Origin of the sequence: Legionella shakespearei DSM 23087 (genome assembly GCF_000373765.1) — a bacterium.
GTDB lineage: Bacteria > Pseudomonadota > Gammaproteobacteria > Legionellales > Legionellaceae > Legionella > Legionella shakespearei.
Genome location: NZ_KB892419.1, coordinates 1 through 16327 on the forward strand (window position 1 = coordinate 1; position 16327 = coordinate 16327).

Below are 16327 nucleotides of genomic sequence, written 5' to 3' on the forward strand. Positions count from 1 at the left end.
AGTAGCCCCTCCACCTCCGGGGGAGGGTGCCCGACAGGGTGGGTGGGGGGATCAAAAAGAGAACTTATTTAAGGTAAAAAGGTCTAAAATAACATGGCCTATTTGATAGAAACTCCTTTTTTGATCCCCCCATCCGCCCTGTCGGGCACCTTCCCCCGGAGAGGGGAAGGCGATCCTGCATAGTTCTGAGTGGTACTCAATATGAGAGGATCACTCAGCGCTATCGCTGCATCAAGGCTACAGTTTTTAAAAACATAGGGAGCGTTGCCTTTTGCCAAAGCGTGAAACACCCTCTCATAGAATGGAAAGGGTTTATGAGGAATTCGAAACAGTGTTGACAATCGCTACAACAATTGTCAACACATCCAGCATCTTATACGTTAAACAAATAATTTAATGAGAACAATGCCTGATCTTGTTCTATCTTCGCTTCATGCAAGTAGTTTTGGCTTGGTACACTACCATTATTCGATATAGTGCCAAACCAGGTATGGGCATATTCTATACCAAAGTTCCAATTGTCATTCAAACTTACCAAAGTTCCCAAACCGGCTTGAAAACCGCTTCTGGTCTTGCCAAAAGTAGTACTGCTGTTGGCTAGCAAACCTCGAGCTGAAACATTTGAAGCATTTGTCAGTGTCATATCCCACTTGCCAGCTTCAACCCCAGCCAAAAGATAAGGTGTTGCTGTTCCAAATCGTTTACCTAAGCGAACATTAAGACCATATTGAAAATCATTGCTCAGATTAACATCCATAGTGGTAACACCAGTCGTAGCAGAAGTAGACAGGCGAATAGAAGTATCGTAGCTGTTGTATAAAGCATTACCTGCAAGCGCTAGATACACGTCATTATAAAAATATTTTTGAATTCCTAAAAGTGCACCGCCTAGAAATGAATTTCCTGAAGGTTTGGAACCATGAATATCCAGGCTGCCATTGGGTAGCGGGCTTGTAGCAGCATAATGGTCCCCGGTAACAGCACCGATTCCTGCGGCACCACCAATAAATAAGCTGTAATCGGGCTAAGCAGATACAGCACCCATTGTTCCGGCTAGAGAAACTGAACTTGCTAATAAAAGTGGAACTACAATTGATTTCATTCTCAAATTTCCTTATTTAAGATGTTGATTTGGGAGTGTCTATCCAAAATCTTACTTCAATGCCAGGAAGTGGGAAACCTGACAATTCAATCATATCTGAAATTGTGCAAAAGTTAAATAGATGTGTTTTTGCAGGGCCATGCATTGTTTTTTCCAAGAGGTGAGACGCCAGTCTTGTATCGAAGTCTTAGCACACTGCCAAGAACTCTGGATTCCGCGGACCTTCGGCCGCGGAACGTTGGTGCAAGTGCTTAAGGCCGAGTCGGTGGGTAAAGGTGCGATAGCGACGTGTCCACCTTGAGCCGCCTAGTCCGAACGGACTATCTTTTTATCTCGAACTCACATTAATTACAGTTTTTTATACGGTATTTACTGTTTTATTTTAAATCATATATAGGTACACATCATTCCAGATATATTCTTTTTAATAAAACATAAACAATTTGCACCCTGTAATTCAAAAATAGGTTTTTTATTACATGAATGTGATATTAACTATGATAAAGTTCAGGGTATTAAAAAAGCAAGGATTAAGCAGTAGAAGAATTTCACGGGCGCTATAAACCAAAAAACCACCGAAAAGGTGGTTCTTGGTCAACTGCTAAAAGGGGCGCTTTCGCGGATCCCTAAAAGCTTACGGTATAATTATGAGTCATTTTACGTGGATATGTCAAATTTTTCTGGTTGTTTTTTGGATAACCTTACTAATTTGATGCAACAGGACTGTGTATGAAAGAATATATAAGTGCATTATCAATAGATAGGCTTACAAGCTATGAAATATTATGTCCAAATAAAGTGGATACGGATATTATAGGAGCTTATCATTGGAATTTATTGATAAGCCAAGCATTTTATCCCTTCATACATTCAGTAGAAGTTGCATTACGTAATTCAATTCACAACGCAGCAACCAAGAAATTTGAAAATGAATTTTGGTTCGATATCGTTGTAACTGATGGTAAGTCAAGAGCAATTCTTGAAGATACCAAAAATGATTTACATCGTAGATTTGGGCAAGTAACAGCGTCAGATATTGTTGCAGGATTAACCTTTGGATTTTGGACAAATTTAATAAAACAAAAGACATACACTGATCAATTTAATCCAAATCGACTATGGCCTGACTTAATTCCTTCGGTTTTCCCCCATTATGCAAGAGGGCATGATGATAGAAAGAATATTTCCAAGCGATTTGAAGAAATAAGACTGATTAGAAATCGCTTGTTTCATCACGAGCCTATCTGGAAATTTAAAAATGCCCAAACACCGCAAGAATGTATTGCTGAAGTGCGTCGTAAGTTCAATGACACATTTAAAGCAATTGGCTGGATATCAAAATACAAACGAAATTGTTTAAGAGAATTTGGTTTTGTTGAATCGTTTAAAAATAATTGTACTCTTGAGATCTTGGAACGCTATAAAGTGAAGGGTGCTGAAATATTATTTATCTATAGAGATGAAACAGGCATAATATCTTTATCAAAGAAATAAAAATAAACGGTAGGTGGGTTCAAATTATATGCATTTTCTACGATATAATATTGGGAAATACCTGCTCCAACACCTGAGTCTGATAAAGACATTTCTAAACAAAGATAAGCATTGCTATTGAATTCAATTTTTGACCAATGAGCAGTATAGGGAATCTTATGTTTGGGTTTTATTGATGGATTGACTGAGTAATTTTCAGCGTTATTCAAATCAAGTCTAGTTGAGTTAATGATTAAATAGGAGGTAGTACCGCAAGAAATTCCTCCATATGTAATTCCTGCTTCAGTGGTTTCAATATGATCATCGCAATCAGTTTCTTGAGCTGCTGCATAAGGACCCTCCAATTGAGTAAACGTTACTAATGGCCTATCTGCTTTACCACTTTTGCATGAAGATATAACTTCCACTGGTGGGGTTGCTTGCACCAATGGTGAAGTAATTAATAAAATTATAAGTGATGAAAATTTTTTTAAAATCATTGCTGCCCTTTATTTAATTGGTCGGAGTGACAGGAATTGAACCTGCGACCCCTGCCTCCCGAAGGCAGTGCTCTACCAGGCTGAGCTACACTCCGTAGATTCGTTTTAATTATAAAGTGGCTTGCATTGGTTGAGCCGCTTCTTCTTCTCCAGCTTCATCTTTATGTGTTATGGATGTAACCACACTTCCTACCATATCCACCAGATTGACAAATGGGCTTGCAATAGCTGCGACTGTTGCGATGAACGAAAAGACAGAGTAAAGGAGTAGCTCTTGAGCATATCGTTTTGCAGCGCCAGTATCCAGCATTACCAGGTTGGCCATGGATTTTAAGCCCATATAAAAGGATGCAACCGCGAGTTCCAGTGCCAGAAGTGACATACAAACAGGAGCGGTAACGATACTCATGTTTCTGTACATAAAATCAGATTTGGATTGGTAGGGTTGGAAAAATAAGGAAGAGACAGAACCTTGTTTTCCTTCGGTAGTGTGTTTGAACAGGGTATTAATCATACCACTTTGTTCGAATAAGAAATCATTGGTTTTTTTTAAAAATTCATCGAAAGACATCATATTTTCCCTAACAAAATTATTTCGATTTTCATCATACATTAATGAGGGAATTATGAAAGAGGCCTGGTGGAAAATTTGCGTGGGGAGTGGATGGTAAAATGGTATACAAAAGCTAGGCCATTCTCAGATCTACGTCGTCCTGAGCTGAAGTATCCCCCGAAAATGATTTATTTATCAGCACTGGATCTTCTGTTTGCTTATGCTCTCATAAGCTAAAGAAAACCGAGCCGCGACCGTGAGGGAGCGGAAATTTTGGATGTACACCTAATGAGCAATCAACTATGGAGTGCATCGAACTGTTCCGCTTCCTCACGGTCGCGGCTCGGTTTTCCTGGCATGATGCTCTTTTGTACTCTTGATTAGCGAGTCACAATACAGGCTCAAGGGGATTGTTCGTGGGGATTCCTCAGGATGACGTGGCGTTCTTGATAGGCGATTAATAACTTCTTTCTATCGCAAAATTAGCAAGATCTATCAGAGCTGTCTTGTATTCTGACTCGGGGAGTACGGTTAATGCAGAAAGGGCTGCATCTACTTCCTGGGCTGCAATGCGTTTTGTGAATGGTATGGCTTTGGTTTGTTCTATGGCGATTAAGATGTCTGGAAGATAGCTTAAAGTACCTTTCATCAGGCTTTCCTTGATTTGCTCCTGTTGGGTGAGGGTGCCGTGCTGTAATGCATGTATCAGGGGTAAGGTCGCTTTACCATCCGCCAAATCATCACCAATATTTTTGCCTAAAGTGGCGGAATCAGAACAGTAATCCAGTGCATCATCAATCAGCTGGAAGGCATTACCAAGATGTAACCCGTAAGAATAGAGGCTGTTTTGCACTTCAAGAGGTGCTTCACTTAAGATAGGTCCAATACAGGCTGCTGCAGCAAACAACAAGGCAGTTTTTGCACGGATTACGTCAAAATAATCATCAAAATTCAAGGCTGGGTTATGTCTGTTGGCTAACTGTTTTACTTCGCCACAACTGATTTGATGCGAGGTATTGGCAAGCAGGTTAAGAATTTCAGTGATGCCTACTTCAACCATTAATTGTACTGACTGAGTAAACAGATAATCACCAACCAGAACACTGGCTTTGCTGCCCCAGATACTGTTAGCTGTCTGACGGCCTCTTCTTAAGGTTGATTCATCCACCACATCATCGTGTAACAAAGTTGCGGTGTGAAAAAATTCAACCATGGCTGCAAGGGAGATATGATCACGGCCTTTATAACCACAGGCATTGCTGGAGAGAAGAACCAGAAGTGGGCGAAGCCGTTTACCGCCGCTTTCAACTATATGTTGGGACAGGTCATGAATCAGCCCCACTTGAGACTGGATTTTATCGATAATCAAATTATTGACCGCGTCAAAATCTTCACTTACCAGCGCTCTTAATCGGTCAATAGTCATTCTTTATCCTCTACCATTTTAATGCCTGAATCCTAAGGTGGGTCATACGAATTGTCAAGTAGAAGCAGGAATTTTGCCCAGAAGCTTTAATTAATGATGTGGGTTGGAAGCATATTTCGTTCGTTTATTTTGATACATCGCTTCATCAGCCATTTTTATCAAGGTATCTGCATAGAGTGTATCGGCGGGACAATTAGCCATACCTGTGCTGATAGTGCACTTGATTTCCTGTCCTTTAATCATAAAAGGTTGTTGGAATTCATGGTCTATTCGTTGGATTAATGATTCAGCAACGGTATCGTTGGGGTTATGGAGGATTATCGCGGTAAATTCATCACCGCCCAGCCGGGCAATGAAATCATTTTCCCTGAAGCAGTTTTGCAAACGCTTGCCTGCCTGCAGCAAGAGCATATCTCCTATTTCATGGCCGCTTTGGTCATTTATTTTTTTAAAGCCATCCAGATCCATAAAATAGAGGGTGATGGAATTGCAGGTGGTATCAGTGGTATCTATCAGGTGTTGCAGATGACTATTAAAATAAGAGCGATTGGGTAAATTGGTTAGAGAATCATGATTGGACAGGTAATGAAATTTCTGTTTGTCTGAGTGCAGTAAAAAATTTTTTTCTTTCAATAGTGACTCATAACGCTTATTTTCGAATAAAAGGTTATAAAGAGTAGTAAAAATAAGCAGGAAAATAAAAAAGTGGTTTACTGCATTAAGCAGTGAGAGATAACCGACAGGAACCGGATAAAGTGGCGGAATATTTTGAAAGACGAAGAAAAAAATTAAGGCTGCGGATAAGAATCCATAAAAAATCAAGCCATTAATCCCAATGGTTGCTGCCGCAATAATAGGAGATACATAAAACCATCCGATGTAGGAATTTGATATTCCTCCCAGCCATAAGTTACCTATAGTCATCATGATAAGGCAAAGAGTATTCACCACATGGCTGCACAGTTCTATATTGTATCCTTTATTAAGAAGGATAAGGTTGCCCAAGGCAATACAACTTCCAGCAAAGAGGAGGTAGCTGACAAACCAGAAATTCAGATAAATGTTTAAATAGGTAAAAGCAACGCCTAATACCAATAATTCCAATGTTAAGGTATGTAATAATCGATATTTTCTATTGTACTCATCAATAGCAGGATCATATTCCTCCTGCCGTCTAGAGGGGCGTTTGCTAAACAGCGGCATTTAAATACCTCAGATTTGTTCCGACACTCCAATTATAGAATTATAGAACAAAAATTGTGCCGCTGTACTAATGAAGGTTACTTACACGTTAAAGCGAAAATGCATGACATCGCCGTCACAAACTATGTATTCTTTCCCTTCAAGACGTAATTTTCCTGCTTCTTTAGCGCCTTGTTCACCTCGGCAACTGATAAACGCTTCATAAGCTATGACTTCTGCTCGAATAAAGCCTTTTTCAAAATCAGTATGAATTACTCCTGCTGCCTGCGGTGCGGTTGCCCCTTTATGGATGGTCCAGGCTCTTACTTCTTTAACACCTGCTGTAAAATAAGTCTGTAAACCTAAAAGCTCGTATCCTGCCCTGATTACTTTATGCAATCCAGGTTCGCTCAAGCCTAAATCTTCCATAAACTCCTGGCGATCCGCTTCATCCAGATCCACCAGTTCTGCTTCAGTTGCTGCACAAAGGGCAACAATACTGGCATTTTCCTGAGCTGCAAGGGCTTGTACTTTTTCAAGGAGAGGATTATTTTCATAGCCGTCGTCATTGACATTCGCTATATAAAGGACTGGTTTTGCCGTCAGTAAAAATAAACGGCGAGTTATCAGTTCTTCTTCGGGAGACAGATCTAAAGTACGGACAGGGTGTCCTGCGTCCAGATGTGCTTTCACTTTTTCCAGTGTTTTCATTTCAAAAATGGCTTCTTTATTGCCGCTTCTGCTGTTCTTGCCGGCTTTTAACATGGCCTTTTCAACAGTATCCATATCAGCCAGGGCTAATTCTGTGTTGATTACTTCGATATCGTTCAATGGATCAACACGTCCTTCCACATGGATGACATCAGTATTTTCAAAGCAGCGTACCACATGGGCAATGGCATCGGTTTCCCTGATATTAGCCAGGAACTGATTGCCCAGGCCTTCGCCACTTGATGCGCCTTTGACCAAGCCGGCGATATCAACAAATTGCATGGTTGCAGGAAGCACTTGCTGCGGTTTTACTATTTCGCTCAACGCATCCAGACGTGGATCGGGTACTGTCACGATGCCTACATTTGGTTCAATAGTACAAAAAGGATAGTTTGCTGCTTCTATGCCTGCTTTAGTCAGGGCATTGAACAGGGTTGATTTACCCACATTGGGTAATCCTACAATTCCGCATTTAAATCCCATGAGTCTTACCTCTTGTCTGTTATTCTGAAATTTAAGGCGGTAAGGTATGACATTTATTAGCCTAGACCTTAGCCGGTTCAGAATTAAGTGTTTAGTTGATTCATTGCTCTGGCTATATCACCAGACAATACCAGAGGCATAATCGCGATACCTCTATCTATAGCATCATAAATTTGTTGTCGGTCGTGCACAGAAGGCTTGCCCAATACAAACTGATGCACCAGGTCTCTGTGTCCAGGATGGCCTATTCCAATCCTCAAACGGTGAAATTCACTACTGCCCAATTGTGCCGTAATATCTCTTAAGCCATTATGCCCGCCGTGGCCACCGCCTGTTTTTAATTTAATTCGTCCCGGGGGCAAATCCAGTTCGTCATGAACCACGAGAATTTCTTCGGGTTGAATACGATAAAATTGACTGATTGCTCTGGTGGTTTGGCCGCTATGGTTCATAAACGTTAACGGTAAAGCCAGTTTACCCTGGTTTTGATTCAGCTCAAGCTCGGCTAATTCCGCCTGCATTTTTTTATCAGATTTAAAATGGGTACTATGCCTTTGCGCTAAGGCCATGACTAACCATCCGCCCGCGTTATGTCGGGTATGTTCATAGGCTGAACCTGGATTTCGTAAACCAATGATAAGTTTAATGGCCATGGATTTATCCTGTTTGGATAGCTGGTTGTTGCGGCAAATCTACATAATTGGTGTTTTTGGCTGATAAACTCAGTGATTATCAGCCAAAAGTGAATCAGAATGCACGCATTATTCTGCGTTGTCTTCCTTGGTAGTAGGTACATCAGATGCTGAAACTTCTGTTTCATTTTCAACTGCACTGGTTTTAGCTGCGTGAATGCTTACAACAGGAGCATCATGGCTGATATCACTGACATCAACAGTCAAATGAACACCTTTAGGCAATTTCAGATGAGACAAGTGAACGATGTCATCCATGCCCACAGTAGACATATCAACTTCAATGAATTCAGGCAGGTCTTTTGCCTGGCAACGAACTTCAACCTGAGTCATAGTGTGGTTAATAATACCGCCTGCTTTCACGCCTGGAGATTGTTGTTCATTGGTGAAATGAATTGGTACCAGCTTGATCAGGACATCTTTTGCAGAAACGCGTTGTAAGTCCATGTGCATTACAAGTGGCTTGTAAGGATGGCGTTGTAATGCCTTTAAAATCACATGTTCTACTTTTCCGTCTACACTAATATCAAAAACACTGGAATAAATACTTTCGGTTTCCAGAGCTTTGATTACTTTATTATGCATAAAGTGAATAGACTTAGGCTTTTTATCACCGCCATAAATAACAGCGGGTACTTTATTTTCAAGACGACGTAGGCGGCGGCTCGCACCTTTCCCCATATCCGTTCTTGATTCGGCTTCTAATAATACATTTGACATTATAAACTCCAAAAATTTAAGGTTCCCTTATTTCATCCGCGACCAGATCGAAACACCCGAAATCTAAATAAAAAATCGGGAAAGGGTGGCGAAGTATACAATATTTTAAAATGAACTTGAAGTCATAGCCATAATTTCATAGAATATGCCACTTTGTTGCAATTGTGATAGCCAATCAGGCGAATTGGAGAATAGTTATGTATGCGGTAATCAAGACTGGCGGTAAGCAATATACCGTTAAAGAAGGCGATATTTTAAAAATTGAATTGCTGCCTGAAGATGTTGGCAATGAAATTAAATTTACAGAAGTATTAATGTTAGCTGATGGCGATAAAATCACTTGCGGCGCACCTTTCGTTGCTAAAGCTGTAGTCAAGGCAGAAGTTCTTGATCACGGTCGTCATAAGAAAGTTAAAATTATCAAGTTCCGTCGTCGTAAGCACCATATGAAACAAATGGGGCACAGACAATATTATTCGCAAGTTAAAATTACTGCGATAGGTAAGTAAGAGGGGATAGCAATGGCTCATAAGAAGGCAGGTGGTAGTACTCGTAACGGCCGCGACTCGAATCCAAAGTTTCTTGGTGTAAAGCGTTTTGGCGGTCAGTTTGTAAATGCCGGTGAAATTTTGGTAAGACAACGTGGAACACGTTTCCATCCAGGAGCAGGTGTAGGCTGTGGTCGTGATCACACTTTATATGCTTTGGTTGAAGGTCTGGTACAATTCACTGTCAAGGGTGAAAAAAATCGTAAATATGTAACTATCGTAGCGGAACAAAGAGAAGAAGCTGCCAGTTAATTTGATTTTCTTCCAGATAAAGAAAATTAATTATTTATTATTAGTTTGAACCCCGGTAACGGGGTTTTTGCGTTTTTCCAAATAAAGTTATTTTAAGGTTTAATAAGGTTAGTCATGAGATTCGTCGATGAAGCAATTATCAAAGTAGACGCTGGCAATGGTGGAAACGGTTGCGTCAGTTTCAGGCGTGAGAAGTTTATTCCCCGTGGCGGTCCTGATGGCGGTGACGGCGGTGATGGAGGCTCCATTTATTTTGAAGCAAGCAGTGATCTGAATACTCTGATTGATTTTCGTTACATGCGTCATTATAAGGCAGAGAATGGCCAGCAAGGCATGGGCGGTAACTGCAGTGGAAAAAAAGGCGCTGATTTAACCCTTAAGGTTCCTGTTGGTACCATGGTTTATGATGTGGATACTGGCGAATTAATTGGTGACATTAGCAAACCTGGTGAACCAGTACTTATTGCTCAGGGCGGGTTTCATGGTTTGGGAAATACTCGCTATAAAAGCAGTGTTAACCGTTCACCAAGACAATCAAGCCCCGGAAGCCCAGGAGAGTCTCGCCATTTACGCCTGGAATTGAGGGTTTTGGCCGATGTGGGGCTCTTAGGTTTGCCTAACGCAGGAAAATCCACCTTAATTCGTGCTGTTTCGAGTTCAAAAGCCAAGGTTGCTGATTATCCTTTTACCACCTTGCATCCTGGTTTAGGTGTGGTCAGTGTTTCATCGCATAAAAGTTTTGTGATGGCTGACATTCCTGGCCTTATTGAAGGTGCCGCTACTGGAGCAGGACTTGGCCATAGATTCTTGAAACATTTGTCTCGAACTTGTGTTTTATTGCATGTTATTGATGTTGCTCCTTTGGACGACAGCGATCCTGTAGCTTCAGCCAAAGCCATCATTAATGAGTTGGCTGAATACAATCCAGAGCTGCTGAACAAGCCACGCTGGCTGGTATTAAATAAAATGGATATGCTGCCAGATGAGGCCAGCCGCGAAGAGCGGATAAAAGCCATAGTAGATGGCCTGCAGTGGACAGGAAAAGTATTCGCAATTTCCGCAATCAGTGGTCAGGGAACGCAGCAACTATGCTATTCACTGATGCAATTGATTGATGAGATGAAAGAGTCTGAAGCATAACCATTCTGCTGCATGATGCACAACCAGGGGGCTGCGGTAGGGAATCTGATGAGTTTCACCGCCTTCCTGGTTATTGTTTTTATAATGAATGGTTAATTGCGTCGTCCCTTTAGTGGATGCCTGCGACCAGTATTCATCCAGACCCGTTATATGAAAATAAAGTTTGGTTTCTTTCAGATTGTGGAAATTGATCAAGTGCTGAATCCCTGGTTTTACTAACAGGGATTGCAATAAACCTCCAGTAGCTTCATCAATAATAGTGATTGGCTCGTTATTTTTTATAATCAGTTGTTGTAGTTCTTCCGATGCCTTTTTATCGCCCGTAGTGATGATATGCGGTGCTAAAATGGGTTCTACTATTGCGGTTATTTCATTTACCAATTCTTTAGCGCAGCGCACTTTAAACTCTATGTAAGGTGTATCCAGCCTGTATCCTGTATTACATTTTAAGTGGGCGAGGGCGTCTTCAAGTGTTTGTGCTATTTCACTTTCCGCTACCCCAAAAATTCGCCATTTAAGGATTTGTTTACTGCTGTGTCGGGTCTGTTGCAGCATAGGGAGCAAATGGTTATTAAACATGGGCAAACATTCGCGCGGGGGGCCTGGAAGTAAAACAAAGGTTTTATTATTCCACTGATATAAGCAACCTACTGCCGAGCCATTAGGATTTGGTAAGAGCACGGCACTTGCCGGGAACAGAGCCTGCTGCAGATTTCCCTCATTAATGATGACTTTTGCCCTTTGCAGGCGATTTTTAATATGTTCCAATGCCTCTGCATGTTGTACCAGGGTATCACCCGCATATTTGGCCAGAGCAAAACGGGTAAGATCATCCGTTGTTGGCCCTAATCCCCCGATTAAAATAATAATGTCGTGTTGTTCTGCCAGAAAGCGAAGGCAGTTAATGATGTCTTCTTCCTTGTCACTGCACGCCATTTGCAAGCCCAGGGATAAACCTTCCGAGCTAAGGATATGAGCAATGGCGTGCGCATTAGTATTAAGGGTGTCGCCATGAACTATTTCATCGCCCGTAGCTAAAATGGCTATTGTCATCTGAGATATTCCAAATATTATTTTGTTGATCTGAATTCTATAGCAGAATTTGAAAAATAAGTAATAATTATCATATGGGTTTGTTAACATTTTGTGGTTCTGCAGCAGGATCGCAGAAAATCTGTCCATTTTGGCCAAGAGAGCAGAAATGAGAACTCTTAGGGAATCATTTAGGTTGACATTTAGGGTTCGGTTGGGTAATTACTTAAAAATTATGATCTTAAATTTTTTTAAAAAATATCCGATTTAAAACTGGAAAATACAGTTGCAGAAGCCAGGCTCAGTTTTTCAGGTTAAATGAGTGAAGGAGAAATTATGGAATTTTCAAGTCGTTATGTTGCTCATGTTCCCGACGCTCAGGGCTTGATAAATTATTCAGCAGAAGAAAACAGAATCTGGAATATCCTGTTTGAACGACAGATTAAATTATTGCCAGGCAGAGCCTGTGATGAGTTTTTGGCAGGGCTGGAGACTTTAGGCATTACTTCTGAAGCAATTCCTCAGTTACCTGAAGTCAGTCAGAGATTAAAGGCAAAAACAGGATGGGAAGTTGTCCCTGTTGCAGCCTTAATTTCTGCGCGGGAATTTTTTGAGCTTTTGGCAAAAAGAAATTTTCCTGCAGCAACTTTTATTCGTTGTGAAGAAGAGCTTGATTATGTCCAGGAGCCGGATATTTTTCATGAAATTTTTGGCCATTGTCCCATGCTTACAGATCCGGTTTATGCTGATTTTGTTCATGACTATGCCTGTAAGGTTTTGACTTTTCCTGAAACGGATTGGCCTTTATTACAGAGAATGTTCTGGTTTACCGTGGAGTTTGGTTTGATTCATACGGACAAAGGATTGAGAGCTTATGGAGGAGGGATACTCTCTTCCATCAGTGAAACAGTGTATTGTGTGGAGAGCGATGTCCCTGCGCGAATTTTATTTGAGCCTGTGGTGGCCTTTCGTACTCCATATCGAATTGATATGTTGCAGCCAGTTTATTTTGTTATTGAAAATTACCAGACTTTATATGATTTTGTGCTGTCTGATATCAGTGATTTATTAGCGCGTACACGTCAGTTGGGTGAGTTTCCACCATTTTTTGAAGTGGATTTTAACAATCCCAATATTCATATCAGGGCTTGTTAGATGTGGTATGGGCAACGTATGTATTGTAATGGCAGGCGACTCTTGTTAACATCGACCAACGCGCTTTGTTCATTGACGGGCTGGTCAAGGAGCATGATTTGATAAAAGTATTAATTGTTGATGACCATGCATTGGTTAGAATGGGTATTCGACGATTGCTTGAAGATATGTCGGATGTAAATGTTGTTGCAGATGCGGAAAGCGGTGAGCAAGCTCTGGCCTTTGTAAAAACCCATAGTCCTGATGTCGTCCTCCTGGATATGAAAATGCCTGGAATTGACGGCTGGGAAGTCACGCGCCGATTAAAAAAATCAAACCCACACGTTAAAGTCATCGCAGTAACTGCAATGTGTTCGGATCCTTTGCCTACCAGAGTGCTGCAATTAGGTGCCATGGGGTATCTGACTAAAGAGTCAGGGGCCGCAGAAATGGCAGCAGCTATTCGTAAAGTAGCCAAAGGCGAAAAATACCTCAGTGCTGAAATAGCCCAGAAAATGGCAATTAACAGTTTGCAAGATGCGCAGGATTCTCCGTTTGATATGTTATCTGAGCGAGAGATGCAAGTCATGTTGATGATTACCAGTGGCATGAATGTACAAGATATTGCCGATCGTTTGTTTTTAAGCAGTAAAACAATTAATGGTTACCGCTATCGTATGTTTGAAAAGCTGGGTATTAAAAATGATGTGGAACTGACTTATCTGGCAATGAAGCATAAAATTATTGAACATCCTAATGACATCATTCAGGAAGATTAGGATTAAGTGAAATTATTCTAAGTTGCCCCAGAACCACATCACCCTGAGCGCGTCTTTTGGCGCGACGACGTGGTTCTGGAGAGGGGGTGGAGTTCCCTGGAATTCCCGTATTACGCTTCGCTAATACGGGCTACGACTTTGTACCGAATTTTGAATTTTCATGAATAAACAACCCTCAGCCGAATTAACTTTATTTCTTACCAAACTCCCGGAAGAGCCAGGCATTTACCGCATGCTTGATGACGAGGGGACAGTACTTTATGTGGGGAAAGCTTCTAATCTTAAAAAAAGGATTACCAGCTATTTTAATAAGAATAATTCAGGTGTCAAAACCCGTTCTCTGGTCAGTCAGATTGCTTCTATAGAAATTTCCGTCACGCGCAGCGAGACCGAAGCCTTATTGCTGGAAAGTAATCTTATCAAGTCTCTAAGACCTAAATATAATGTCTTGTTGCGAGATGATAAATCTTATCCTTACATCCATCTTTCTGCTCATCCGCAATTCCCGAGAATTGAAAGTTACCGCAGTAAAAAGAAGCCTTTAACTGGTAATTTCTTTGGGCCTTATCCCAGCAGTACGGCAGTAAAAGATACTATTTTAACCATTCAGAAAGTATTTAAAATTCGCAATTGCCGTGACAACTATTTTAATGCGCGTTCACGCCCTTGTTTGCAATATCAAATAAAACGATGCACGGCACCTTGTGTCGGCTACATCAGTCCTGAGGATTACAAACAATCCATAGACGATGCAATGCGATTTTTACAGGGTAAATCCCAGTTAATCCTCGCGGAACTGGCCGAGCGTATGGAACAGGCCGTAAATGAGTTAAATTTTGAAACAGCGGCAGTATTGCGTGATCAGATTAAGAATTTGCGCCTGGTACAGGAACAGCAGGCTGTGGTGCAACTGAGAGGCGATGCAGACGTTATTGCTATTGAAGCACGTCCAGGATTTGCCTGTATTCAGTGTGTTACCATACGGGAAGGGCAAGTTTTAGCCAGTCGCAGTTTCTTTCCTTCCGTGCCTCAAAAAGATTTAAACGAAGAATCAGATACGGAAGATCTATGGCAACAGACTTTTGAAGCATTTGTCGGTTTTTATTATCTGGATCAGGCAGATCGAATTCCTGCCTTGATTTTAACTAACCAAAATCTTGTGGATCATGATGCTTTGCAAAATGTGCTGACGCAACAAAGAGGAAAGTCCTGTAAAATTCAGATTAATCCACGGGGAATAAAATCGCGATGGATGGATTTTGCGGAGAATAATTTACGCATTTCTATTGCTGAATTCGTCAATAAACACGCTACAACCAAATCACGCTATCAGGCTTTAGAGCGCTTGCTGTCGCTGGATAAACCTATAGAGCGTATGGAATGTTTTGATATCAGTCATACTCAGGGAGAAGCAACCATTGCCTCCTGCGTGGTTTTTGATGAGGAGGGACCTTGTCCTGGTGAGTATCGGCGTTTTAATATTGAAGGAATTACTGCCGGGGACGATTACGCCGCCATGGAACAGGCGATTACCCGCCGCTTTAAGCGTTTGCTGGAAACTCAATCTTTGCCTGATGTGTTAATTATTGATGGCGGTATGGGGCAGGTGGGGGTAGCAAAGCGCGTTTTAGCTGCTTTGAATATCTCTGATCTTATCCTGTTAGGTATAGCAAAAGGACCATCGCGCAAAGCCGGGTGGGAAAAATTGATTTTAGTGAATGAAGAACGAGAATTTACCTTACCTGAGGATTCCAGCGCATTACATCTTTTGCAGCATATACGTGATGAAGCGCACCGCTTTGCAATTACTGCCCATCGTAAGAAAAGACAAAAAGCACGGCTGGAATCGACACTTGAAGACATAGAAGGCGTAGGCGCGAAACGCAGACAGGCCTTGCTCCATCGTTTTGGCGGTTTACGTGAACTGGCTAAGGCTTCTCTGGAAGAGATTGGCAAAGTACAGGGAATCAGTAAAAGTCTGGCAGAACGTATCTATCAGCATTTTCACAGCTGAATTTGAGTGACTGTTTTTGCCGGTGCCTACCAAAAATTGCCGTTTAACCCTCACTTGTGTAGTCTGGTTTGCTGTAGCCCGGTCTGCTTGCAGCCGGGATCTGATGCTTCACATCTTTGCCATTACCCGATCCACGTCGTCCTGAGCGCGTCTTTTTGCGCGAAGGATCTCCAAATACTGGCACGATGCCACTTTCAGGAGATCCTTCGCGCAAAAAGACGCGCTCAGGACGACGTGGATCGGGGTGTGTAGAATAGTCAGCTGCAAGCAGACCGGGCTACAGGGTGTAGCCTTGATGCAGCGATAGCGCTGAGTGATCCTCTCATTTTTTTCAATCCCCTTTTATTAAGTGATTAAAAGGGGAATTTTCATTAAATTCTAACTGAAACAAGGTAATAATACGGCTGAATTTTCTTATATTGAACTGGGGAAACCCGTGAATTATGAGCTGTTTGGCTAACGAGATAAAAGACAGCACCCGATGAGTACGAATGGTATTTGCCTGAAAATGAAGGTGGAGTTTCCTTTTTTCTGCTGCAAATCCTATCATCCAAAGAATGAGGATACGAATGGAAGCCAGAAGTAT

General features: G+C 41.5%; 16 protein-coding genes, 1 tRNA gene and 1 pseudogene. 7 read left to right on the forward strand and 11 right to left on the reverse strand.

Annotation, left to right across the window (positions count from 1 at the left end; all coding sequences use genetic code 11):
- Positions 1–373: 373 nt before the first annotated feature.
- The gene (locus B094_RS17045; protein WP_081621096.1) at positions 374–1006 is read right to left on the reverse strand and encodes an outer membrane beta-barrel protein; all 633 of its coding nucleotides are present in this window, start codon (positions 1004–1006) and stop codon (positions 374–376) included.
- An 825-nt stretch (positions 1007–1831) separates the two neighbouring features.
- Between B094_RS17045 and B094_RS0112045 the strand changes: the two genes are divergently transcribed.
- Complete coding sequence (locus tag B094_RS0112045; RefSeq protein WP_018578066.1) at positions 1832–2596, forward strand: Abi family protein; 765 nt, start codon at positions 1832–1834, stop codon at positions 2594–2596.
- Here B094_RS0112045 and B094_RS0112050 read toward each other — a convergent pair.
- The 8 genes from B094_RS0112050 to B094_RS0112085 all read right to left on the reverse strand — a co-directional run bounded on the left by B094_RS0112050 (position 2554) and on the right by B094_RS0112085 (position 8842).
- Positions 2554–3075: a hypothetical protein gene (locus B094_RS0112050; protein WP_018578067.1), complete on the reverse strand. Its 522-nt coding sequence runs from the start codon at positions 3073–3075 to the stop codon at positions 2554–2556. The two genes, B094_RS0112045 and B094_RS0112050, sit on opposite strands and share 43 nt — an antisense overlap.
- Positions 3076–3093: 18 nt before the next feature.
- A tRNA-Pro gene (locus B094_RS0112055) sits at positions 3094–3170 on the reverse strand.
- 14 nt (positions 3171–3184) lie between these two features.
- Positions 3185–3649, reverse strand: coding sequence for a hypothetical protein (locus B094_RS0112060; RefSeq protein WP_155823858.1), 465 nt, complete (start codon positions 3647–3649; stop codon positions 3185–3187).
- A 436-nt stretch (positions 3650–4085) separates the two neighbouring features.
- A complete protein-coding gene (locus B094_RS0112065) occupies positions 4086–5054 on the reverse strand; it encodes a polyprenyl synthetase family protein (RefSeq protein ID WP_018578069.1) in 969 nt (322 codons plus the stop codon).
- Between the two features lie 90 nt (positions 5055–5144).
- On the reverse strand, positions 5145–6257 hold the full coding sequence (locus B094_RS0112070) for a GGDEF domain-containing protein (protein WP_018578070.1): 1113 nt from the start codon (positions 6255–6257) through the stop codon (positions 5145–5147).
- 81 nt (positions 6258–6338) lie between these two features.
- Complete coding sequence (gene ychF / locus B094_RS0112075) at positions 6339–7430, reverse strand: redox-regulated ATPase YchF (protein ID WP_018578071.1); 1092 nt, start codon at positions 7428–7430, stop codon at positions 6339–6341.
- A gap of 83 nt (positions 7431–7513) precedes the next feature.
- Positions 7514–8083 (reverse strand): aminoacyl-tRNA hydrolase, encoded by a 570-nt coding sequence (gene pth / locus B094_RS0112080; RefSeq protein WP_018578072.1) that lies wholly within the window; start codon positions 8081–8083, stop codon positions 7514–7516.
- A 108-nt stretch (positions 8084–8191) separates the two neighbouring features.
- Positions 8192–8842 carry a 50S ribosomal protein L25/general stress protein Ctc gene (locus tag B094_RS0112085; RefSeq protein WP_018578073.1) on the reverse strand — a complete coding sequence of 217 codons (651 nt, stop codon included), beginning with the start codon at positions 8840–8842 and terminating at the stop codon, positions 8192–8194.
- 197 nt (positions 8843–9039) lie between these two features.
- On the opposite strand from B094_RS0112085, the gene rplU reads away from it, so the two are divergent.
- The 3 genes from rplU (at position 9040) to cgtA (ending at position 10782) form a co-directional block, all read left to right on the forward strand.
- A complete protein-coding gene (rplU, locus tag B094_RS0112090) occupies positions 9040–9351 on the forward strand; it encodes a 50S ribosomal protein L21 (RefSeq protein ID WP_018578074.1) in 312 nt (103 codons plus the stop codon).
- Between the two features lie 12 nt (positions 9352–9363).
- Positions 9364–9642 (forward strand): 50S ribosomal protein L27, encoded by a 279-nt coding sequence (gene rpmA / locus B094_RS0112095; RefSeq protein ID WP_018578075.1) that lies wholly within the window; start codon positions 9364–9366, stop codon positions 9640–9642.
- A 114-nt stretch (positions 9643–9756) separates the two neighbouring features.
- Positions 9757–10782 carry an Obg family GTPase CgtA gene (cgtA, locus tag B094_RS0112100; protein ID WP_018578076.1) on the forward strand — a complete coding sequence of 342 codons (1026 nt, stop codon included), beginning with the start codon at positions 9757–9759 and terminating at the stop codon, positions 10780–10782.
- Here cgtA and B094_RS0112105 read toward each other — a convergent pair.
- The gene (locus B094_RS0112105; RefSeq protein ID WP_026254009.1) at positions 10738–11835 is read right to left on the reverse strand and encodes a competence/damage-inducible protein A; all 1098 of its coding nucleotides are present in this window, start codon (positions 11833–11835) and stop codon (positions 10738–10740) included. The two genes, cgtA and B094_RS0112105, sit on opposite strands and share 45 nt — an antisense overlap.
- 315 nt (positions 11836–12150) lie before the next feature.
- Between B094_RS0112105 and phhA the strand changes: the two genes are divergently transcribed.
- The 3 genes from phhA (at position 12151) to uvrC (ending at position 15741) form a co-directional block, all read left to right on the forward strand.
- Complete coding sequence (phhA, locus tag B094_RS0112110; protein WP_018578078.1) at positions 12151–12969, forward strand: phenylalanine 4-monooxygenase; 819 nt, start codon at positions 12151–12153, stop codon at positions 12967–12969.
- Positions 12970–13067: 98 nt separating this feature from the next.
- Entirely contained in the window at positions 13068–13727 is a 660-nt protein-coding gene (letA, locus tag B094_RS0112115) for a two-component system response regulator LetA (protein ID WP_018578079.1), read from the forward strand.
- A 160-nt stretch (positions 13728–13887) separates the two neighbouring features.
- Complete coding sequence (gene uvrC, locus B094_RS0112120; RefSeq protein ID WP_018578080.1) at positions 13888–15741, forward strand: excinuclease ABC subunit UvrC; 1854 nt, start codon at positions 13888–13890, stop codon at positions 15739–15741.
- 331 nt (positions 15742–16072) lie between these two features.
- On the opposite strand, the pseudogene B094_RS17510 reads toward uvrC, so the two are convergent.
- Positions 16073–16327: pseudogene (locus B094_RS17510) on the reverse strand (IS4 family transposase); the annotation flags it as partial.